Source organism: Vibrio sp. ER1A, from assembly GCF_000733315.1.
Lineage (GTDB): Bacteria > Pseudomonadota > Gammaproteobacteria > Enterobacterales > Vibrionaceae > Vibrio > Vibrio mediterranei.
The window spans coordinates 1,230,826-1,252,191 of sequence record NZ_JPJA01000086.1; the positions used below are offsets into that span (position 1 = coordinate 1,230,826).

General features: G+C 43.6%; 18 protein-coding genes. 15 read left to right on the top strand and 3 right to left on the bottom strand.

The genetic code is table 11. From position 1 onward, the window contains the following. Nucleotides 1-47: 47 nt before the first annotated feature. Both HW45_RS12600 and phhA read right to left on the bottom strand, forming a co-directional pair. Nucleotides 48-383 (bottom strand): 4a-hydroxytetrahydrobiopterin dehydratase, encoded by a 336-nt coding sequence (locus HW45_RS12600; protein ID WP_006070894.1) that lies wholly within the window; start codon nucleotides 381-383, stop codon nucleotides 48-50. Further along, on the bottom strand, nucleotides 376-1,167 hold the full coding sequence (gene phhA / locus HW45_RS12605; protein ID WP_038227227.1) for a phenylalanine 4-monooxygenase: 792 nt from the start codon (nucleotides 1,165-1,167) through the stop codon (nucleotides 376-378). The genes HW45_RS12600 and phhA overlap by 8 nt, the downstream gene beginning before the upstream one ends. A gap of 225 nt (nucleotides 1,168-1,392) precedes the next feature. Between phhA and HW45_RS12610 the strand changes: the two genes are divergently transcribed. The 3 genes from HW45_RS12610 to HW45_RS12620 all read left to right on the top strand — a co-directional run bounded on the left by HW45_RS12610 (nucleotide 1,393) and on the right by HW45_RS12620 (nucleotide 6,557). Further along, entirely contained in the window at nucleotides 1,393-3,369 is a 1,977-nt protein-coding gene (locus HW45_RS12610; RefSeq protein WP_038227228.1) for an acetoacetate--CoA ligase, read from the top strand. A gap of 292 nt (nucleotides 3,370-3,661) precedes the next feature. Next, nucleotides 3,662-4,702 carry an alpha/beta hydrolase gene (locus HW45_RS12615; protein ID WP_152559665.1) on the top strand — a complete coding sequence of 347 codons (1,041 nt, stop codon included), beginning with the start codon at nucleotides 3,662-3,664 and terminating at the stop codon, nucleotides 4,700-4,702. A 73-nt stretch (nucleotides 4,703-4,775) separates the two neighbouring features. After that, nucleotides 4,776-6,557, top strand: a complete 1,782-nt coding sequence (locus tag HW45_RS12620) for a mechanosensitive ion channel family protein (protein WP_081875812.1) — start codon at nucleotides 4,776-4,778, stop codon at nucleotides 6,555-6,557. Nucleotide 6,558: 1 nt separating this feature from the next. Here the strand turns inward: HW45_RS12620 and HW45_RS12625 are convergent, their stop codons facing one another. Beyond that, on the bottom strand, nucleotides 6,559-7,488 hold the full coding sequence (locus tag HW45_RS12625; protein WP_038227229.1) for a LysR family transcriptional regulator: 930 nt from the start codon (nucleotides 7,486-7,488) through the stop codon (nucleotides 6,559-6,561). Nucleotides 7,489-7,786: 298 nt separating this feature from the next. Between HW45_RS12625 and HW45_RS12630 the strand changes: the two genes are divergently transcribed. The 12 genes from HW45_RS12630 to HW45_RS12685 all read left to right on the top strand — a co-directional run bounded on the left by HW45_RS12630 (nucleotide 7,787) and on the right by HW45_RS12685 (nucleotide 21,342). Beyond that, entirely contained in the window at nucleotides 7,787-8,878 is a 1,092-nt protein-coding gene (locus tag HW45_RS12630; protein WP_038227230.1) for a calcium:proton antiporter, read from the top strand. A gap of 87 nt (nucleotides 8,879-8,965) precedes the next feature. Beyond that, a complete protein-coding gene (locus HW45_RS12635; RefSeq protein WP_038227231.1) occupies nucleotides 8,966-10,357 on the top strand; it encodes a magnesium transporter in 1,392 nt (463 codons plus the stop codon). Between the two features lie 25 nt (nucleotides 10,358-10,382). Beyond that, nucleotides 10,383-11,033, top strand: a complete 651-nt coding sequence (locus HW45_RS12640; protein ID WP_038227232.1) for a MarC family NAAT transporter — start codon at nucleotides 10,383-10,385, stop codon at nucleotides 11,031-11,033. Nucleotides 11,034-11,308: 275 nt separating this feature from the next. Beyond that, complete coding sequence (locus HW45_RS12645) at nucleotides 11,309-13,090, top strand: alkyl sulfatase dimerization domain-containing protein (RefSeq protein ID WP_038227233.1); 1,782 nt, start codon at nucleotides 11,309-11,311, stop codon at nucleotides 13,088-13,090. 192 nt (nucleotides 13,091-13,282) lie between these two features. Beyond that, on the top strand, nucleotides 13,283-13,960 hold the full coding sequence (locus tag HW45_RS12650) for a hypothetical protein (RefSeq protein WP_038227234.1): 678 nt from the start codon (nucleotides 13,283-13,285) through the stop codon (nucleotides 13,958-13,960). A 199-nt stretch (nucleotides 13,961-14,159) separates the two neighbouring features. Further along, complete coding sequence (locus HW45_RS12655; protein WP_038227235.1) at nucleotides 14,160-14,888, top strand: glycosyltransferase family 2 protein; 729 nt, start codon at nucleotides 14,160-14,162, stop codon at nucleotides 14,886-14,888. A 54-nt stretch (nucleotides 14,889-14,942) separates the two neighbouring features. Continuing rightward, nucleotides 14,943-16,235, top strand: coding sequence for an LssY C-terminal domain-containing protein (locus tag HW45_RS12660; RefSeq protein WP_038227236.1), 1,293 nt, complete (start codon nucleotides 14,943-14,945; stop codon nucleotides 16,233-16,235). A gap of 548 nt (nucleotides 16,236-16,783) precedes the next feature. Continuing rightward, nucleotides 16,784-17,284 (top strand): toxin-activating lysine-acyltransferase, encoded by a 501-nt coding sequence (locus HW45_RS12665; protein WP_038227237.1) that lies wholly within the window; start codon nucleotides 16,784-16,786, stop codon nucleotides 17,282-17,284. After that, nucleotides 17,274-18,638, top strand: a complete 1,365-nt coding sequence (locus HW45_RS12670; RefSeq protein WP_038227238.1) for a protein adenylyltransferase SelO family protein — start codon at nucleotides 17,274-17,276, stop codon at nucleotides 18,636-18,638. Before HW45_RS12665 ends, HW45_RS12670 begins: the two co-directional genes overlap by 11 nt. A gap of 11 nt (nucleotides 18,639-18,649) precedes the next feature. Then, nucleotides 18,650-19,825 carry a glycosyltransferase gene (locus HW45_RS12675; RefSeq protein ID WP_038227782.1) on the top strand — a complete coding sequence of 392 codons (1,176 nt, stop codon included), beginning with the start codon at nucleotides 18,650-18,652 and terminating at the stop codon, nucleotides 19,823-19,825. A gap of 53 nt (nucleotides 19,826-19,878) precedes the next feature. Further along, nucleotides 19,879-20,142 (top strand): hypothetical protein, encoded by a 264-nt coding sequence (locus HW45_RS12680; RefSeq protein WP_038227239.1) that lies wholly within the window; start codon nucleotides 19,879-19,881, stop codon nucleotides 20,140-20,142. A 210-nt stretch (nucleotides 20,143-20,352) separates the two neighbouring features. Further along, on the top strand, nucleotides 20,353-21,342 hold the full coding sequence (locus HW45_RS12685) for a radical SAM protein (RefSeq protein WP_038227240.1): 990 nt from the start codon (nucleotides 20,353-20,355) through the stop codon (nucleotides 21,340-21,342). Nucleotides 21,343-21,366: the final 24 nt, after the last annotated feature.

Genomic DNA, 21,366 nt, shown 5'->3' on the forward strand with positions numbered 1-21,366 from the left:
AGGTATGCATCACAACATACCTTCTACACTAGATTCATTCGATGGGATTATGAGTGCGACAGCGAATCACATTTAGCCGCGCAGATAAAATCGTTTTGGTGTAATCCTTTTATTGAGTGGCTCCACCAAGTCACGGTTACCTTCCCCCACTCCAAAAGAATTGCAGGGTGATGAAACTCATCTTCTGCTAGCTCAGCAATCTTATTAGAAAAGGCCCAAGCCAACTTAAAGTTCTTAAAACTAAACTGTTTTTCTAACTGAGGAATCCCATCTCTCTCGATAATGCTCCAGCCGTTCAGTTCTGTCAGTAGTTGTTGCTGTTCTTCCTTCGTTAATGCCAGTGCATCGCTACTACACGCTTCACAGCGCAGTTCATTAAGCATGAGTCTTATCCTTTGGTTCAAATAGTGGTGGCAACAATCCAGCGTTCATCGCTCGATTAACGTATTCGGTGAGACCGCCCGATCGTAGTTGGTATAGTTGGTCAATATCGTCCAGTACAAAATAGGTCGGCTGCATGATATCAATGCGGTATGGAGTTCTTAACACGGTATCCAAGTCGAAAGCTTGGCGCAGTGCTCGTTCATCATCTAACGCATAGAGAGTTTCTCCCGGTGAAGAGAGAATTCCACCGCCGTAAATTTTAGTTAGACCGTTTTGTTCCACTAAACCAAACTCAACGGTAAACCAGTACAGTCGAGCCAAATATACTCGCTGTTTGGCGTCAGCATCACTGCCTAGCTTGCCGTAGATTCGAGTAAATTCGGCAAATTGCGGATTGGTCAACATGGCACAATGACCAAATACCTCATGAAAGAAGTCGGGCTCTTGTAAGTAGTCAAACTCTTCTCTCGACCGCAAAAACGTCGCAACAGGAAACTTGCGGTCGGCCAATAACGCGAAAAATCGGTCAAAATCAATAAGCGCCGGTACTGGCTCCACTTGCCACCCCGTTTCTCTATGTAGCACTAGGTTAATTTCAGGTAGCTGCGGAACACGATCAAGGGGTAGATCTAACAAGTCTAGGCCGTGCAAATACTCCTTACACGCTCTCTCTTTCACCAAATCGAGCTGTCGAACAACCAAGTCATGCCATATCTGATCTTCCTCGCTGCTCCACTCCACAAAACCGAGCTCGTTCACAGGTTTTGATACGTACTGAGTCATCTCGTCACCATTAACAACTTCGTTACATTAAGCCTATGTGCGGAGAAATTTGCTGACAATAATTCAATCAGACTCTAATGCGCATCGCGGTGTAACAATTTATTTACATTTGAACGAATTCTTTCGACTTATCAATATATTGTTTTCAGCTCCCTCAATTTGACGTATTGAGGATTCGCACCAAAACTTAATCACAATTCATCGCATTAAGTACAAAGGAAGCGCATGCCAAATAACGACATGGATCACATCCCACTCTGGTCGCCTTCTCCCGAGCGAGTCGAGGGTTCTCATCTCAAAGCCTTTATGCAAGTACTGGAACAACAAGGGCTCAGCTTTAGTGATTATGCTCATTTGCATCAGTGGTCCATCAGCCAGCCAGAGTCCTTTTGGAATGAAGTATGGGATTATTGTGGTGTAGTTGGAGACAGGCATGCGCCGAGTTGCCAGTTAGGTTCGCCAAAATGGGACAAACCTGTCGTCGCTAGAGACACGCTCTGGTTCCCCAATGCGACATTAAATTATGCCGAAAATCTCCTAGCTTACGGCAAGGCTCACCCTTCTGAACTTGCTATTTACTTTCAGAACGAAAATCATCAGTCGTCTCACCTTACTTGGCAGCAGTTAATTGAGCAGGTCTCCATCGTCCAACAATGGCTTATTGAGTTGGGTATTGCTGAAGGCGATGTCGTAGCGGGCTATTTGCCACATATTCCTCATACAGTTATCGCCATGCTCGCAGCAACCAGTTTAGGTGCGATATGGACTTCCACCTCTCCCGACTTCGGCGTGGACAGTGTCATCGAACGGTTTGGGCAAGTTGAACCTAAAATCCTATTCTGCTGCGACGGTTACCATTTCAATGGCAAGGCTTTCGGAATGATTGAGAAAAACCAAAGCCTTATCGACGCTCTGCCTTCGATTACCCAAGCTTGCCTGATTCGCTATTCTGACCAGCACGATACTCAAATGGAAAATGCCGTGGATTGGGACTCCCTAGCACGGCGTTTTTCGCCTATGCCAGTCGCCTTCCATCGCGTTAAGTTTAATGCACCTTTATTCGTTCTCTACTCTTCGGGGACAACAGGCAAACCAAAATGTATTGTGCATTCTGTCGGTGGCACTACTATCAACCACTTGAAAGAACATCAACTCCATTGTGATATCAAGCCCCAAGACCGCGTGTTCTATTACACCACTTGTGGTTGGATGATGTGGAACTGGCAAGTCTCTGCCTTGGCATCGGGGGCAACATTGGTGATATTTGATGGCAGCCCTGTCTATCCCAAAGTAAACACCCTTTGGCGACTCGCTCATAAAGCTGAGGTCACTCTGTTTGGCACATCTGCAAAGTACCTTGAGACTTTACAAAAGCTCCATTACCAACCCAACGAACACTTCGCTTTACCACGACTCAAAACGCTGTGTTCAACAGGCTCCGTCCTTTATCCACAACAGTTTGATTTCGTCTATGACGCGATAAAACCAGACTTGCATCTGGCTTCTATATCAGGGGGAACCGATATTTGTGGCTGTTTTGTCTTGGGTAACCCTGTGTCCCCAGTCTACAGAGGAGAATGCCAAGCACCGGGACTAGGGCTGGATGTAAAAGTATTCAATGAACAGGGTAATAGCGTGATTGAACAGCGTGGAGAGCTGGTATGTCGCAACAGTTTTCCCAATCAGCCTATCGGTTTTTGGAGCGATAAGGGCGAACGCTATCACAATGCGTATTGGGCTGAATTCCCAGGAGTTTGGAATCATGGCGACGATGTAATGCAAAGTCCTACTGGCGGTATGACCTTTTTTGGTCGAAGTGACGCTACTCTTAATCCGGGAGGTGTTCGTATTGGAACTGCAGAAATATACCAGCAAGTGAACCAGTTGGAGGAAATCAGTGACGCTATCGCGGTTGGTCGGGTTCAGAATGGCAATGAAACCGTGGTCCTGTTTGTTCAACTTAGCGACACGGCCACGCTTGATGACGTCTTAAAACAACGCATTAAACAAACCCTGAAAACACACTGCTCTCCACGTCATGTTCCTTCAGAGATCTATCCGATCAGCGAAGTACCGCGAACCAAGTCAGGCAAGTTAGTAGAGCTAGCGGTCAAGCAAACGCTACATGGTCAACCGGTCAAGAACCAAGGGGCGATTGCTAACCCCTGGGTTCTAGAAGAAGTGAAAAGCCACGTTGTATAACGTAACTTCAAGGTTTGATCACTAATCGCTATACACTCATACGCAATGCGAAGAAAAAGAAGAACGCTAGATAGCCAGTGAACACCAGAGCCAGTGATAAATACTTCATTGTTTCTACCTTAGTCAGCTATTTCCGATGTTATAACAAACTCACTAGTGCAAACCGAGGAATTGGAGAAATTCATTTCTGAACCGCAAAACTGAATTTCTCTAATTCATCGTAAAGGCTTTCGGAACCGTGAAGAATAGCGCTCAACAATTAAACAAAAATCAATCTATGTTGAGAGCCAGTATGAGAAACTACATTACTAAAACGATGACCGCACTATCATTAACGGGAGTGATGACCGCCTCTGTTATGGCAAGCATCACAATACCCGAGCGCACGATTCCGACCCCTCCCGGAGTGTCAGAGGAACTTGCTTCGATAATAGAACAAAAAGTTTATCCGACAGGTATTCCCATTCCAACAACGGATGAAGAGTGGCAAGCCGCGCGATCTGCTCTAGACTCTCTCCATGCGGACATTGCTATTACAGCGGCAGAGCGACTTGGCGTCCATTATGAACGAAAAATCTTCGCGGGTGTCGATACCTTTTTCGTTACACCTAAGAAAGTATCACCTCAATATCAAGATAGATGGCTGGTACACGTTCACGGAGGGGCATTTGTCTTTGGCGGCGATGAGTCCGCATTACGTGAGGCTATTTGGGTTGCTGACGGATTAAATGCAAAGGTTATTTCGGTGAACTACCGACAACCACCTGAACATCCATTCCCAGCAGCGATCGACGATACTGTTGCCGTTTGGAAGGAACTAATAAAAATACAACCAGCAGAAAAAACCGCTCTATTTGGTACGTCTGCAGGTGGTAATATTACTCTAACCACAACACTCAAACTCAAAGAACTCGGTGCACCACTGCCCGGTGTTCTGTTTGCAGGAACCCCTGCCACTGACCTGAAAGAAACATCGGATAGTTGGCTTACATTGCAAGGTCTCGACCCATTAGGCGGACGAGACGGTATTATTAACGCAGCTTTCGATGTCTACGCCAATGGAGAGCCACTGGACAATCCTTTATTGTCTCCAGTTTATGGCGATCTTTCTAACTTCCCACCAACGATATTAATTTCAGGCACTAGGGATTTGTTGCTAAGTGACACGGTTAGAATGCATCGAGCGTTAAGAGCTCAGAACATTGACGCACAGCTGCATATCTACGATGGTCAAACACACGCTGATTACTTACAGAGCCTCGTTCAGCCAGTACCTGAGTCTGACGATGCCCTCAAAGAACTATCACGCTTCTTTGATAAACACATCAACTAACCGTCACATTGCTGAGTTGAAGCGAGTACTCTCGCTTCAACTCCCCTCCTCAAGCAATTGTCAGGAGTATTACATGTCACTCACTCATCGATTTCGCTGGTTAACACCACTGCTTCTTTGCGTACTTTGTTCTCCTAGCTTTGCTGCTACTTCTCGACTGCTATCGAACACATCTTCCCCTCAACAAACCCTTAGTAGCTTCATACAGGCTTCTGATGAGCTCATCCAATACTGGCAACAGGAAGAACTACGTACTATTGGAGCCGAGCTTGCATTAGCACAAGCTATTCGAACCATGGACCTATCGCTCGTTCCGAACCGAACTCGAACCGTAGTCGTGATGGAGCGCATTATTTTACTTCGTGAGATTATAGATCGTCTTGATTCAGAAGCCCTAAAAGCACTACCAAAATCGTCATCCTACGATTTTTGGCGCTTTGATAATACAGACATAACAATCACCAAACTGACTGATGGTGAGCGTGCAGGCCAATACGTATTTTCGGCAAACACGATCCAGCAATTACCTAGGTGGTACCGAACACTACAGCCTTTGCCCTATAACAGCTCAGAACGGCTCGACTATTATACGGTTTTCATACATTCACCAGGCCCACTTTTCCCCAAACAATTTATCGCGTCACTGCCTGATAAGGTCCATATTCTTTACGGCCCATTACCACTTTGGCAGTGGATTGCTGTTCTACTACTTGCCAGCACCTGCTATGCGTCCATAAAAATGAGTGTTTATTTAGGCCAACGTTGGAACCAACATTGGGCACAGAAAAATTTGAAATGGAAAGTCGGCAAACTGATTTCATTAATCAGCTGTGGCTTTATTCTTTACCTCACTCGTCAAGTCATGGATCAAGGTATCTGGTTAACCGGAGGGGTATATCAGTTCATAACAACGTGTTTCTTTTTAGCACAGTTCTATATTTTATCTTGGCTCATTATGGCTACTTTTAAGTACGGCGCGGCCTTATATGCCTTTAAAAGAAACAACGGAAAACACGTAGACTCCTCACTAATTACCGTTTTATCGCGTATTTTCGGTGGCCTCACTATCATCATACTTGGTATTTATGTCATCGAATTTATGGGGTTTTCCATCTCCCCTTTACTCGCAGGTATTGGTGTAGGGGGTCTAGCCGTTGCCTTGGCAATCCGACCGGTACTGGAGAACGTCATCAACGGATTAACGCTGTATGCTGATGGCGGTATAAAAATTGGTGAGTTGTGTCGTTATGGCGACAAGCTCGGCACTATCGAGAGCATTGGTTTACGATCAACTCGGATCCGTACTCTAGAGCGATCATTAATCACCATACCTAACTCTGAGTTTGCAAACATGGAAATTGATAATCTTGAAAGGCGTGACAAAAGGAGGATGGAGCACACTCTGCGCATTCGACCAGAGCTCACTCAAGAGCAGCTTAAAGTTCTCATTGTTAGCATACGCCGAGTACTTTTACAGCACCCTAAAGTCGAACCCGAGCCGATACGTGTACGTTTTTGTGGTATAGGTGAGTTTGCTATTTTGGTCAACACTATGTGCTATATCCATTGCAAAGACAACGAAGAATTCTTGTCAATACAAGAAGATATTCTCTTTCTTATGGCCCAGAAAATTGAAACTATTGGTGCGCAACTCGCCTTCTCGACCCAATACCAGTTCGCCGGGCACCTCTCCAAAACTGACCAAGGATTAGCCGAAGAAGCGAAGCAAATTGTAGAAACTTGGCATACCACCAATAACTACCCATTTCCTGACTTTAGCTACGAATACAAACATGAAATCAAAAGTAGTACAGTGTTTCCGGCGAAGACCTCCTCGGTCAATAGACATGGTTAGACTAATATTCCGGCTGTACTACATCATCAAAATAGGATTGTAACGCTTGGTGCACCATTTGATTCAATGGGTACCCTCGTTTTGTTTGCAGGTATCCACCAACAATATTGACTTCACGTAACTCTTTAGGAAACTTAGGCAGAGGGTAACAAGCTAACTCAGGCTCCAGCTCCGTCATATAACTGCTTCCGTAAAGAATCGCGTCAGAGTTCTTTAATTTATGCAGCAGTACCTTAACGCTGTGGGTAACCAACGCAACATTCGCTTGGTAACCTTTTGATTGGTAGATATCTTCGATGGGTGATCGCTTTGAGTTAATTCCATCCATCTCAACTCGTGTTAAAGGCAGAGAATGGATCGCATCCCATTCGCTAGATTTAGTCAGAACAGGGTGATTCTTTCGCGCTACCAGACATAGTTTAATCGCACTCAGGTGGTGCTGATAAATCTCTTGTGGTAGAGGGTAACCCTCAAAATGAATAAGGTAGTCAATGTGACCGTTAAAAACATCCGTCAACGAATCAGGCTGCCAATAAACAAGCTTGAGCTTCGCTTTAGGCAGTACCGCCCTAAGCACCTCAAAGATACCTACCCCATATACTTCTAAGAAAAAGATATGCATCGCGATAACAAGCTCACCATCAAACTCACGCGGTTCAAAATCTCGATACGACTCAACAACTTTTATAATCGGCGTGAACATTTCATCGGAAGCTTGAGCCAGCTTCTCGGCGAGCTCTGATGGTTCGACTCCATGCGCTTTACGGATAAAAAGTTGGTCGCCAAATACTTCTCGAAGTTTAGCTAAACCTCGGCTAACACTGGTTTGGGAAATCCCAAGCTGACTAGCGGCTGCATGAGTATTTTTTGTTTCTACCACGGCACGGAGCAGCTTCAAGAGATTAAGATCCAACTCTTTGATTTCTTTCATTCTCTAACCTATTTATTTCCTTATATATTCAACTATGGGCGAATATGACAATCGAAGCAAATGGTATTGTTACTGTTATCTCCTCCCTCTCCTTCTGCTCAGTAAATCAAAGGCTGAAAGGATCTTCTCGCCCCTAAACAACATTTTAGCCACGAATGAATTTCTCTAATTCATGGTCGGCACCCTTTCTAGCAATTAATGTTCACCCAAAGATCTACTGATAGGAATCAGTAGCCTATGCCATCAATCTGTCGTTAAAAGGAGGCAACGACATACTGGATCTCATAAAAGGCTGAAAATGTTCAAGGCTTTAAAACAAGAGTACACGCTGCCACTTGGCATCGTGGCCATCGTTTTTTTTAAACTAATTGGTGATAACTTGCTCAACGGCAGTCTTTCCGTTGTCCCTTATATCCTCACTACCGGATTACTATTCTACGTGGTGATGACCGCGATATTTGCTGTGGTAAGGCATTCCGATGCTCTGGCGATCAAACTAGGCGACCCCTACGGTACGCTGATTCTTACGCTTTCTGTTGTATTACTTGAAGTCATTATGGTGTCGTCGGTCATGTTAACAGGAGAGTCTAATCCGGTTTTAGCCCGAGACACCATGTTTGCCGTTGTTATGGCCGTATTGAATGGTTTTGTCGGCATTACCCTCCTGATTGGGGGCCTAAAATACCATACGCAAACCTATAACCTAGATGGAATAAAAGCTTACCTTGTTGCGATCATTCCACTCGCCATGCTGTGCCTCATTCTGCCTAATTTCACCAGTATGGACTCCTTTGGCAATATGTCGGCAGGGTTAACTTGGACACTAGTACTGACATCTATCGCTCTGTATGGTGTGTTTTTGTTTGTTCAAACCAGAAGCCATACCCACTTTTTCATAGACGCAGATAATGAAGATGAGCACGACTACCACGGTCCGTTGCACAGCAACGCTTACCACACGCTCATGCTCATCTGCTACCTTGTAGTGGTTATCCTTCTTGCTAAGAGTCTCGCTATACCTATCAACGATGGTATCAGTGAACTTGGCGCTCCCGCGGCACTTGGCGGCCTCGTCGTAGCCTTAATCATTCTTGCTCCTGAAGCCGTTGGCGCTATCAAAGCGGCCATCACAAACCAACTGCAACGTGCTATGAATCTTTTTTTCGGTTCAGTGCTTGCCACGATTGCTCTGACCGTGCCTGCGGTTCTTTTGATTTCCGGCACTATGAACGAGCCGATCCGCCTGGGGTTAGGGCCAGCGGAAATGGTGCTTTTGGTTGCCACCCTCCTCATGACCAGCGTGAGTTTCAGTAGCGGTCGAACTAACTCACTAAATGGTGCTACGCATTTAGTGTTGTTCTTTGCCTACATCATTTTGATGTTTGATTAACGCACGACATATCCCAAGTGCTGGCAGCCTTCGGACTGCCAACATTAGAACGCGGATATATTCACAACAAACGTTAAGGTTCTCGTCATGTCTTTTCTTACAGTATCACTAGATTCGGAAGAAACCGTTACTCTGTACAATGAGGTGTTAAATGGCATTAAATCTTCAAATGTTACAACAATTCAATTAAACATTGAGCAAGCGGATGCAGCGCTGCTTCCCCATGTATTACGTAAACTCACGTCTGATGAACGAGTTAAACTGTGGCAGCTAGTCAGTGAAGCCTCACCTATACTGGCCGCTAATCTACTTGACCACTTTAGCGACACTGAGCTAATTCATTTGGTTCAGGCGCTACCGCTTTCTGTAACAACTGTCCTCTTTCAATATATCCGTGCAGCTGACCGACGTATGTTGATCAGCCATCTACCCGCTGAAGTTCAACACCAGTTAAAACTAGCATTGCCACCGACTTGGAAACATGAAGAAAAAGCAGCACTCGCCTATCCGGCAAGTTCCGCGGGTGGGATCTGTAAGAGCGAAATCCTCAAAGTGGACGAGAGCACCACAGTGGCCGATCTAGGTGCTATTTTGAGAGCCGAAGAACATAGTGCTAATCGTTTAGAGTGGCGTCATATCTATCTACATGACTCTACAGGGGCATACCTAGGTACACTCAAGATCCGCGATATATTCCTGCGCCCGTATAGCGCAAAACTCTCTGACTATCTTGATCCAAGCGTTCCTACCGTATTACCCGAGCAGGATCTCAACACATTGAAAAGCATATTGGACAATACGTTTCACCCAATTATTCCAGTGGTGGATGAAGCAGGCTTTCAAATCGGCGCTGTCGGTTCAAAACAGCTAAACGAGGCGTTATATGAACGCTCGAAACAACAACTGCTAGAGCAGTCAGGCATTTGGGGAGGCGATGAATGTCGTACCATGCCCAATAACGTGAGGAATTTACGTCGGTTAGCCTTCTTAATCCCGTCGGTCATATTAAGCTACGCCGCTGTGTCGATCATTGCAGCCTACGAACCTATTATTGAGCAAATCGCGGTGCTAGCAGCGATTTTGCCGCTAGTTGCCAATCTTTCGGGTGCAGCAGGAAACCAAGCGGTCGCAGTCTCAATAAGAGAGCTATCAACCGGACATCTTTCGCCTAAAGATCTATTGTATGTCGTCAGCAAAGAACTTCCTATCGGCGCTATAAATGGGATTCTAATCGGTCTAGTACTTACCGTCTTAACACTGCTGTCGCACGGTGGTGCCCACGTCGCTCTGCCATTACTGATTGGCCTCGCCTACGCTTTTTCCTCTTCAGTCGCAGTGGTGATTGGCGGCTCCCTACCGCTGCTGCTTAAACGGCTCGGCCTCGATCCAGCCATGCTCTCAAGTCCAATCCTAACCACATTAACTGATGCTATCTCATTCTTTAGCGTCCTCTATTTAGCACAGTCTTTCTTATTGTAATAAAAAGCAAATTCCGGAATTAGATATGAATATAGAAACCCTCTTAACTTACTTAAGTTTAACGGTCGTTGGTTTATTGCCAATGATGAATCCACCTGCCGCAGCGACGGTCTTGCTTGGATTGAGTAAAGGTAGAAACAAAAGTTATATCGTCTCACAGGCAAAAACCGTCGGCCTTTATTTGTTCTTTGCTTTGTGTATTACCTTTTTTATTGGTGCTTCCGTCCTTGAATTATTCAGTATTTCCATTCCTAGTCTTCGCTTGGGTGGCGGGATTATTATCATCGCGATTGGATTCAATATGCTGTTTCCAAAGAAAGACGTGGATAATACAAGCCACGGCCAAGACTCTATCGCGCTAGTACCACTGACCATTCCCTCTCTTTGTGGTCCTGGAACCATGGCGCTAATTATTAGTCTTGCAGCTGAGCTCGCCATTCACAAAGATGAGCTGCACATGATAAGTGTATACAGCGGCGTCATTTCTGGATTTGCTGTCGTTTCTCTCATAGCAGCTTTCACGCTGAGTATGGCTTATCCACTACTCAAAGCGCTTGGCCAGAATGGAATTAATGCCTTCACTCGAATTATGGGATTTCTATTGATTTGTATGGGGGTTCAGTTCTTTACCTTGGGTATTGAAGAAATTGTTCAGGATATCTATCACGCCTTTTAGTTAGAAAATAGGTTTATACATATAGTTGCTTTCACCTTAGTGGGCACTTATTCACGCAACCACTCAACGTCTCTTTTCGACGTTGAGTGGTTGCAAAAATGAATCGCTGCAATTCATAGTTTTAACGCCTATCGCTCCGTACACTTGCTTCCTAACCAACTGGGGCAGAACCCCATAACTTGTGTCCCAATTAATCACTTAGTCATCGTTAAACATGGAAAGCAGATATTGAGTCGTGATGTTACCGGACACCACAATGTAGACAGGTTTACACCATGAAAACAAACGCTTCTCTTACATCTATAAAACCTCTAACTATAACCATTATGAGTTTGGCACTTGTCGGAACAGTAAGTGCTTCACAGAATCAGTACGGGATGTCTTTGCACCATGAGCTGGTGACAACCCACAATGGAGCAATTACGACACAACCACAGGCAGCCGTTAACGCTGAATGGGATGTTGCGGCAAAGCAAGTCACCCAAATCACCGACGGTGTATATCGAATTGCTGGTTGGGGGATTGGCAACATCATAGCGTTGGAAGGTCCTGAAGGATGGATAATCGTCGATACGGGTGACAACACCGAATACGCCACACAGCAACGCAAAGCGCTTGAAAAAGAGGTCGGTCATGAGATCACCGTTGCTGGTATTCTCTACACACACTCTCACTATGTTCACGGATCAACTGTCTGGCTTGATGACAATACTCTGGTCTTCGGTCATGAAGACCTCATGGACAATCTACAAGCAGATGCTGGTGTCAATGTACTAAGCGGCAATTTTAGCACCAGAGCCGCCATTCAGTTTGGAATGCTGCACCCTGAGCAAGGAGAGGACGCATTTCCGAGTATGCTAGGGTTTAGCATTAATAAACTCACTGGTGACTCTGGCTTTATCGCCCCCGATATTACATTCCAAAACGGTATGGTAGAAACCCATTCCATTGCGGGTCTCACTGTAGAGGTATTACCGAGTCAAACCGACGTACTCGACTCGGTCGCATTTTACTTCCCACACCAGAAGGTATTAGTGACCAATGCCATCAATCAGGGAAGTCTCTTCAACTTATACACACTAAGGGGTGATATTTATCGAGATCCAATGCGCTTAGTTCAAGCTGCAGATTTAGCTTTAATGCGCGATATTGAGTTCCATGTAGACATTCACGGCGCGGCAAATATTGGTAAGGACAGTGCTCGAGAAGCCATTACATACTTCCGCGATACGATGCAGCTTATCCACGACCAAACGTACCGAGGAATAGCGATGGGTAAAGACGCTCAAGACATTGCGGAATGGATTTACATGCCCAAGAACCTTCGTGCTAATAATGAGACCTATGGTCAAGTCGAGAGCTACGCTAAGCAAGTATACAATGCCAGAATCGGATGGATGGGTTGGGATGTTTACGATATCAATCCGTTAACAAAACAACAGCAAGCTAAAAGAACTATCGAAGCCATGGGTGGTGTCGACAAAGTTACCTCAATGGCTCAAACAGCGCTTGAAAAAGGAGATTTAGCAAGTATCCAATGGAGTTTGTTTTTGACATCGCAATTGCAAAATTTAAACGCGATGTCAGATCAAGCCAAACAGATTCGGGCGAACAGCGCACGAAAACTGGGGCAACACACCACGTCAGCGAATGCTCGAGGGTTTTATATTTCGGAAGCTATACTCCATGAAGGAAGTATGACTTTTGGTAATGAGACCATCACCCATTACCAACAGCTTAGCAACATACTGGGGGCGCTTGATGCGCACAAGCTTGCTCACTCCACTCTAGAAGACAACGTTCAATATCTACGCTTTATGATTGATTCACGTTTAGCCGAAAATAAGCAGGTGCAATTTAACTTACGATTCACCGATAAAAAAGTGAATTACGCTTTAGAACTTAGAAACGGTGTTATCGCTATCACAGACAATCCGAATTCAGGCAAAACAATTGAGCTAACTAAAACAGAATGGGACGAGATTATTCTTGGAAAGAGTAACTTCGCTACCCTTGACGAAGAGCTGAAACTGCTCGATCACGCGATAGGACGATAAGCTTCCAACTTACTCTGGTTTATCTCCTTTCTATCTCATATAGAGAGGAGATATCTGCAAATTTGAATTTCTCTAATTCATCGTCAACATCAATCACAAAACATAAAGTAGCGTTATTGAAACGGCTCACAGACGACGGATTGCACGCTTATTCATGGATGAGTTAAATATTGATTAATACAGAGAGTAACAATGAAAAAAGTAACCACTGTCGCAGCAATTTTAACTACCCTATTTTCTACTTCGGCTTTAGCAAATAAAAATATCGACTTCTCAAACCCATACGCATTGTATAACGGTCTTTCCGTTGGTTACGGCAGTAATAATTTCGACGTAAACGCGCAATTTGCTAGCCAAGTTAATAACAGCTGGAGTTTATTAGGGACATATCATAGTGACGACAATTTTGACAATCACGACCTAAGGCTTAATGTCATCCACAATACTGGTGTTGGCTATTTTATTGGTTATAACTACGATTCCAACTTCGACAATAGAAACCTCCGCGCAAACACTGGCGAACTTGGTGTGCACGTAAACGTGCCGCTAAATAAAGAGCTTCGCTTGGTCCCAGAGTTAGCCTTAGGTTCATTTGAGCACCAACATATGTCGAACACCGCTTACTATACCCAGTTGTCGCTAAGTATGGTTTATAACACAAGTAACAATATCTGGTTCAGTGTTACTCCAGAATATACCTATAGCTTCAACGACCTTAAAGAAGACAATGGGCATCGTTCTAGTTTTAGGAGTTGGGATGTCATCGCGGATGCGGGTTACAAGATTAATAACAACCAGAGTTTGGTCTACACCTATCAATACGACAAAGGGGATCATCTCTCCCTCATCTCATACCGAATTGGTTTCTAACTTATTTCCAGCCCGCTTAAAGCGGGCTGAAGACCTCGCTAAAGACTAAATTAGCCACGCTTCTTAAGCGCTGGAAACACAATGGGACCTGATAAGTAAAACATTAACCGAATATGAATTGCCTTCTCATCAAAGGTTAAGCACAGCCACTTCATAATCCAATCATCAACAAACACCTAATGAACAAAGGGACTGGATTATGAAACCACTAAGCATTGTTATTATCACTCTTAACGAAGAGAAAAGAATCGCTCGTCTACTCAGTGACTTAAGCTGTCAAACCTACCAAAACTTCGAAGTGATTGTCGTTGACTCCAACAGTGATGACCGCACTTGTGAAGTGGCCGAAAAATATCGTCCAGCCCTTCCTGAACTGACTGTTCACACAATGGAAACACGTGGTGTCAGCTTAGGACGCAATACCGGCGCTAAGTTAGCCAAACATGAACGACTATTATTCTTAGATGCTGATGTCCGCTTAGACAAAGACTTTATAGAGAAAGCAATGACCAAGCTTGAAGAAGAGAAGCTTGAAGTTGCGGGCATTTATATGGGTTCGCGTAAGCTTGCTCCCGCCTATAAAGCAGGTTACGGACTCTTCAATGCAGGGTTATTTACCACACAGTTCTTTTTCCCAACCGCCGTGGGTGCATGTATTTTCTCTACCAAACGTGCTCATGAGGAAATTGGCGGATTTGATGAAAGTATCGTGCTATGCGAAGACTGTAACTACGTCAAAAAAGCCGCTAAGACATGGCGCTTTAGATTCTTACCGCTGAGTTTCCAGTTTGACCCACGCCGCCTTGAGCAAGATGGCTTCTTCAAAATGGGATTCACTTATTTCAAAGCCAATGTTCGCCGATTTTTCTTTGGCGAAATGCGCAACAACGAGATGGAATACAAGTTCGGTCACTACCAACAGCAGTAACCAATCATACAAATCCAATCAAAACGACAAAAACTAAGGACGTAAGGAATCGTTATGTTTGAGACATTGGGACTGTTTCTCGGCTCTTTCTTTGACGCAGTCATTGGCCCTAACCTCGTGGTTCCGGGAGAACCCTTTATGATTGCCGCGGGATATCAACTTTATAGCGGTGGATATCTCGCTGTTATCGCGGTACTAATTGGCGGCTTGCTCGGTGATCAACTGAGCTTCTTCATTGGCCGTCATTACGGTTTTAGCGCACAAAAGAAGCTCCTTCGCTGGCAGCCAAAAATACGCAGACCGCTAGCTCGATGTCGCCTTCTTATGAACCGCAATTCATTCTGGGTGATTGCCTTTGCAAGGCTACTAGGCCCTATCGCTTGGGTTGTGCCATTTATGGCAGGGACCAACCATATTCGTTGGCGTAAATTTTCTCTGTATGCCTTGATAGGTTTATTGTTGGGTGTGGGGCAATTTGTTGTTTGGGGCTACCTGTTAGCCGCTGGTGTGGACAATGTGCCAGTGTTAGGTGAGATGGCGACCTTCATCTCAGAACACAAATACACGTTAGGACTAAGCTTAGCGTCCTTAGCTCTATTCTATTTTGGTCTTAAAAAGCAGTGGCGTTATGCTTGGCTAAAAGCGAGCAGCTTTTTGCTAGTAGGCATGTTAGCACTCAACTACTCGCACTTTTTTTGGTTCAGCGACGATACCGTCGTCACCACCACTACCGACACTCAAAATAAAGTGGTTGATGTCAAAGGACTCAACTTTAAGGTTTTCGCGGGGCAGTCGTCGATTTACTCAGCTCAAGCAGTAAACGTGGTCTATTTGGGTGAAACTCCCAAGAACCTAATGAAGCAGCTAGGGTGGATTGAAAATAAAACATTCTCGCGCAGCGAACTTGAATTCTCCGACTACGTCAATTTGCTGAAAACTAAAACACCACCGGTCTCCGATTTGATGTGGAACGGGCAGCCACAAGATCTTGCGTTTCAATTACCGGGAACTCTAACTAAACGCTCGCATATTCGATGGTGGAATGCAGGTATAGACAAGCAAACCGGAGAAACTGTATGGGTGGGTGCACTTAGCTATGATAACGGCCTAACAATCACGCCATATGGCGGTATTATCACCATCTTGCACAGCGTGGCTCCTGACGTCGACTCCGAGCGTGACAAGCTCAAGCAAGATGTATTTCGACTAAACGCTCAATGGAATGCCGAGAATCTTAAACTCGCTACTGTGACAGCCAAAAACGACAGTCACGATTATTATACCGATGGCAAGGTTCTTGTTGTGTCACAGCAAATGCCTGTTGAGAGTTTTACGAATGTCTTTTAATGTGCAGGGAATACACCGCAAACTAAGAGTTCTTCTAAGTCACTCGAACATCTTCAATTAGGGCATCAGATTCAAGTACATCTTTTGCCCAATTTCTTTAGAGTTACGTCATTCCTGCGGCAGCAGGAATCTAACTAAAGCGTTCGCATCATCTCATTAAATGTTGTTCGTCTTTTCCTCTTCTTGTATTTCACATTCACCCCCTAACATTCGTCATTCCATTGAAAAGGGAATCTCCAACAGCACGTCGTAAACCTAACTTATATGACTTATTTCCTCATCTATGGTGTTCTACGCACTTCAGGATACTTTCGTTTTTGACGAAAATGAAAGTCTCATTGATATCGGCTAAAAACCAAGCTCACTCCAACAGGCATGCTTTCTCTTTGATTTAAGTAACAAACCTCATACAGCAATGAAATAGTTATGTTTATCAATAAAGCTATTGTGTGTAGTGAGACGAAGGAAAGCGTTAGTAAAGGTGTGTCGATTTAAGTTCTTATTTCTAATAGAGGGAGTAATAGGTCACACAGTCACTGTAGGTTGCAATGAGAAAGACTTCGGTTTCTTCAGTTAATAGTCAAATTTCAGGTTTACCTTATGGTCCTTTATCAAAGATAGAAGTGACCCATGAGTTAGGGCAATTTTTAGAGGTAATGGCTAAATGTGCTTCCCGCAGGGAACTAAACCTTGGGTCATTCCTCCATTGGATAAAACCAGCGGTAATTCACAGGCAATACAAGTTTTTAAAGTTATCTAGCGATGTTGGATTCACTGGATACGTTATCTGGGCTTGGGTTGATGATTCAACACTATCGAATTATATGACTCAGCCTAGATTCTCACTTAAACCAATGCATTGGAACGAGGGATGTAATCTGATTGTTGTTGACTGGTTTGTCGAAAGAAACGGAGCAAGTCAATTGAAGGAGCTATATAAGCATGTCATTTCCTCTACAAAAATAAGTAGAAGGAAGATCAATATTTGTATTCGAGACGAACAAGGAAATGTCATCAAAACGAATAAACGGAGTAGTTATGGCTGCTGAACTTCTGACAACACATAAATATGCTAGAAAAGATAATACTCCTTATGTTGATAAACATTTGCCTAAAGAATCCTTTGTTCCGTTTGATACATACAAGCTAAAAGGCACTGAAGTCGTTTGGATCAATAAAAAGCTTATACAAGAGTATGAAATTGGACTTGATGAAAACGTCATTAAAAGTGAGTTGATCGAGAACTTTAGTTACGTGTCGAAGGGTTATGCCAAGAAAAATCGAATTATCACTAATGACAAAAAACAGTTTATGGCAGATCAGTACGGTTCTCGACATGAAATATGCAATGGTGGCAGTGCGAGGTGTGGGTTAAATGGCTATTTTCAAATCAAAGGAATTGGGCGTAATCCGTTAGTTGCTACAAATATGTCTGAAAGTCATTCACACGGTAAGTTATTTATTGATGAGGCGATAAGTGAAGCGATTTGGGGAGAAACCTGCCACAAGTATTTGCCTTATGGAGCAATACGCACGTTAGCGATTATCAAGACTAACGTAAAGCATAAGTTTGGGTACTTGGATAAAACGCCTGATAAACATTGCGCCTTAGCAATAAGGGAAGTCTCTGTGCGCCCTGCCCACTTTGAGCGTTGCACCTTTTTTTGGCCAGAGGAGAGCTACAAACATCTTCGTGATAATGATGCCGATCGCGTAAGAAAAGCTGCGCCCTATTTCTCGAAATTGTTGTTAGGTGGAAAGGAAAAAGTTTCTCTTGGTAATGCCCTAGACAAAATGATCGATCGATTGGCTTGCCAGATTGCAGCATCAAGAGTCAAAGGTATTCCACATGGTTCTTTAACGAGTTCAAACGTATCGATTGACGGTCGATTCTTAGATTTTGGCACAATAACCGCCGTACCAGACTTCGGTAACTATGTTCTGGCAAATGGTGTCGGGGCCGTCTGGGATGATCATGAACTTATAGAATCCTGGCTAGTTAACTTCATCGACACGCTGAATCACTACTCGCAAGGCGAATTAAGTACAGGTCAAATTAGAGAATATTCATTATATTTTTCGAGGTTACTTGATGAATATGAGAACAAATTCTTGTTAACAGAACTAGGACTTGAGGATCATTCAAAATCGAACTTGCAACAAGCGAGTCTATTAAAAGAGCGCCTAAAAAGTGCTGAGCGAAGGTTTATTACTCGCTTTAATGACCATGAATTTCGTCAGGATGTTCTCATAGAAGCAAATGATCTCGGGTTCGAAGTAAATTCTGTTGAGTTTCCTTTACGAAAGGCTAAATATTCATCCTTTACCATGCTTCAAGGGCACTTGAACACAAAATACGACTATCAATCGGTTAGTCAGCTTATTAACGATTACGTATCATGAGTGAGATAACTATGATTGATGTAATAGAAGTAATATTAATTTCTACGTCCTTAGTGTCATTTATTACCACCCTTGTTTTGTTTGGATGTTACAAACTTAGAAAGCCGAACGGTAAGAATGACGACCACCCAACTGTCTCTGTACTTTTGCCTTTTTATAATGAAAACAAAGAGCATTTAATATGTGCCTTGAATAAGTTAAATAACCAAAAATATTCAAATCGAATTCAGGTAATTGTCATTGATGATGGCTCGACAAATGATGCAATAACTAGAGTTAAACAGTGGATTTCACATACCGAAGTAAATCATGACTTCCAGATTGTAGAAAGAGCGGTCAATGGCGGACGAAAAGGCTTTGCCTTGGATCATGTTTTAGAACTTGGCATGGCTACTGGAGATGTGTATGTCGTTGTAGACAGCGATACCTATATAGAACCCAATGGTATCTACGAACTGGTCACTAAGCTTTGGTCTGATGAAAAGTACGCCGCCGTTTGTGGCTATATCACTCCAGAAAACCATAAAGACAGTTTTATCGGAAAACTGCAACACTATGAACATATTAGCTTTTATGGCGCAATAAGGGCCGCGCAAGACAAACTTGGTTGTGTTCCAGTCTTAGCAGGCGCCTTTGTCGCTCACCGAGCTTCAGTAGTGAAAAAGTTAGGCGGATGGAGCGAGTGGTTAGTCGAAGACATCGCTTGGTGCTGGAAAGCAATATCAAATGGCTACCGAACAGGATACGCACCCAAAGCAAAAGCAACTACGCAGTGCCCAACCGATGCTAAGGGGCTATTTAATCAACGCCGACGCTGGGCTCGTGGGCGAGTAGAAGCTTATGCGGAAGCTTGGAAGACACATTGGATAGCTGGATTGTGTGCATCTCCTTGGTTTCTATTGACCGCAGCACAATACATATTTCCGTCTAGCATTATTTTACTAGGATTTATGGTTGCAATGGGTATTTGGATTCCAATAGCAATCGGTGCAGCCAATATAATAATCTATTTTTTGTTGGTGCAATCCTATATAAGAGACTTTGACTTATCTGGTGATTTATCAAATCGTCAGGCTTTCAAAGCACCAATGTATTCTGCTTTGCTAGAAGCAATTACATGGCTACCAAACTTACTTGGCTATTCTGATGAAATTCTTGGAAAGAAAAAAGGCTGGCTAACAAGATAGTTTTTATGAGCGCAGTACTCTTTTACTGTAATTAAAATATAAGGAAATAACTTATGTATAACTTAAGTGTTGATGAAATATCAATGGTTGATGGTGGTGGTGATGGTAACTCTAGTGGTTATCCTGCCTCTCCTAGTGCTATAAAGCAAATGGCTGGTCCTCAAGGTGATGCAGGCAGGGCTCAGCTAGCGAATGCTCTTTGCCAAGGTACTTTTGCTGCGGCAGGAGGTGCGGCAGGATTTGCAGCTAAGAGTATAGGTGCTGCTGCGGGAGGGGCTGGTGGCTTTGGGTTTGGAGGAGGGATGTGTAACTTCTAATGCGCGTAATTTACTTAACTTCAACAGCCATTATGGCTAGCCTTATTGGTTACTTTGCATTTAAAACAGATATAGATTTTTATTTGAGACTGACCTTATTTGTTACATTCATAATTCATGTGTTGCTGGTTAAGTCTTACTATAAAAAATAAACACTACAGGTCGTATGTAGCGACCTGTATTCATTCTGTCTGTTGAGAGCTATACATTATGGAAATTGAAGAAATAATATCCTGTGATTCATATTTAGGTATAAATTGGGCACTAATTAATAATTGTAACTACAAATGCAGTTATTGCCATTCTGACCTCAATAGTGGTTCAATAAAGTCGCCATCATATGAAATTGCAATCAAATTTGTTGATGAACTTATATCGCAATCAAATGAGCAAGGACTTGTGCCATACTTTGAATTTGGTGGAGGTGAAGTCACTCTACTTAGATATTTTACTGATTTTATCAAGCATATACATCAAAATAACGGGTTAGTCTGTATTGTTTCAAATGGTTCAAAGTCCTTGGAGTGGTGGGAACAATATGCGCATTTACTATCTGGAGTGAGCCTCAGTTATCACATTAACGATATAAAAAGTGGCTCTCATTTTACTGAAGTGTCTAAAATTCTTGAGGCTTCTCAAACTACTCGCTTCCACGTAAACATCATGATGGTTCCAGAACGGTTTGATGACTGTTTAACGTTTGCAAAAAAGCTAAAACAAGAAGTTCGTTGCTCTATTGCTCTCCAACCACTCTTTGAAGGCTTCGGCCATGGTGGAATTACCAAGAAGTATCCGTACACACCCGAACAAGAACAAATAATGAAAGACTTCCGTGGTCGACCTGAGCTTAAAACACTTCCACCTTCAATGGCTGAACTAGAAGTTAAATATGCCGATGGTACAACCAAGAATCTGTCCACTTTTGATCTAATCGCTAATGATCAAACCAATTTTGTAGGTTGGGACTGCTACGCAGGTATTGATAGTTTGGTAGTCACATTCAGCGGCGATATTTACCGTTCTTGGTGTATGCAAGATGGTCCGATTGGTTCGATTTATGATGAAGACATTGAGCTACCTACCCTTCCTACAACGTGCAGGACCAAGATTTGTCAATGTGGTGTCGACTTGTCGGCAAAAAAAATCAATACAAACTTGGTTTCAAATAAGAATCAACAAATTGCAGTGAAGCAGCTTTGACCTCATTCGTTTAGGGAAAGGATG

Coding starts and splice junctions, on each gene's coding strand:
- HW45_RS12615 (WP_152559665.1), top strand. CDS start 3,662: ATGAGAAACTACATTACTAAAACGATGACCGCACTATCATTAACGGGA.
- HW45_RS12640 (WP_038227232.1), top strand. CDS start 10,383: ATGAATATAGAAACCCTCTTAACTTACTTAAGTTTAACGGTCGTTGGT.
- HW45_RS12635 (WP_038227231.1), top strand. CDS start 8,966: ATGTCTTTTCTTACAGTATCACTAGATTCGGAAGAAACCGTTACTCTG.
- HW45_RS12600 (WP_006070894.1), bottom strand. CDS start 383: ATGCTTAATGAACTGCGCTGTGAAGCGTGTAGTAGCGATGCACTGGCA.
- HW45_RS12680 (WP_038227239.1), top strand. CDS start 19,879: ATGTATAACTTAAGTGTTGATGAAATATCAATGGTTGATGGTGGTGGT.
- HW45_RS12655 (WP_038227235.1), top strand. CDS start 14,160: ATGAAACCACTAAGCATTGTTATTATCACTCTTAACGAAGAGAAAAGA.
- HW45_RS12660 (WP_038227236.1), top strand. CDS start 14,943: ATGTTTGAGACATTGGGACTGTTTCTCGGCTCTTTCTTTGACGCAGTC.
- HW45_RS12645 (WP_038227233.1), top strand. CDS start 11,309: ATGAAAACAAACGCTTCTCTTACATCTATAAAACCTCTAACTATAACC.
- phhA (WP_038227227.1), bottom strand. CDS start 1,167: ATGACTCAGTACGTATCAAAACCTGTGAACGAGCTCGGTTTTGTGGAG.
- HW45_RS12675 (WP_038227782.1), top strand. CDS start 18,650: ATGATTGATGTAATAGAAGTAATATTAATTTCTACGTCCTTAGTGTCA.
- HW45_RS12665 (WP_038227237.1), top strand. CDS start 16,784: ATGAGAAAGACTTCGGTTTCTTCAGTTAATAGTCAAATTTCAGGTTTA.
- HW45_RS12670 (WP_038227238.1), top strand. CDS start 17,274: ATGGCTGCTGAACTTCTGACAACACATAAATATGCTAGAAAAGATAAT.
- HW45_RS12610 (WP_038227228.1), top strand. CDS start 1,393: ATGCCAAATAACGACATGGATCACATCCCACTCTGGTCGCCTTCTCCC.
- HW45_RS12685 (WP_038227240.1), top strand. CDS start 20,353: ATGGAAATTGAAGAAATAATATCCTGTGATTCATATTTAGGTATAAAT.
- HW45_RS12650 (WP_038227234.1), top strand. CDS start 13,283: ATGAAAAAAGTAACCACTGTCGCAGCAATTTTAACTACCCTATTTTCT.
- HW45_RS12625 (WP_038227229.1), bottom strand. CDS start 7,488: ATGAAAGAAATCAAAGAGTTGGATCTTAATCTCTTGAAGCTGCTCCGT.
- HW45_RS12620 (WP_081875812.1), top strand. CDS start 4,776: ATGTCACTCACTCATCGATTTCGCTGGTTAACACCACTGCTTCTTTGC.
- HW45_RS12630 (WP_038227230.1), top strand. CDS start 7,787: ATGTTCAAGGCTTTAAAACAAGAGTACACGCTGCCACTTGGCATCGTG.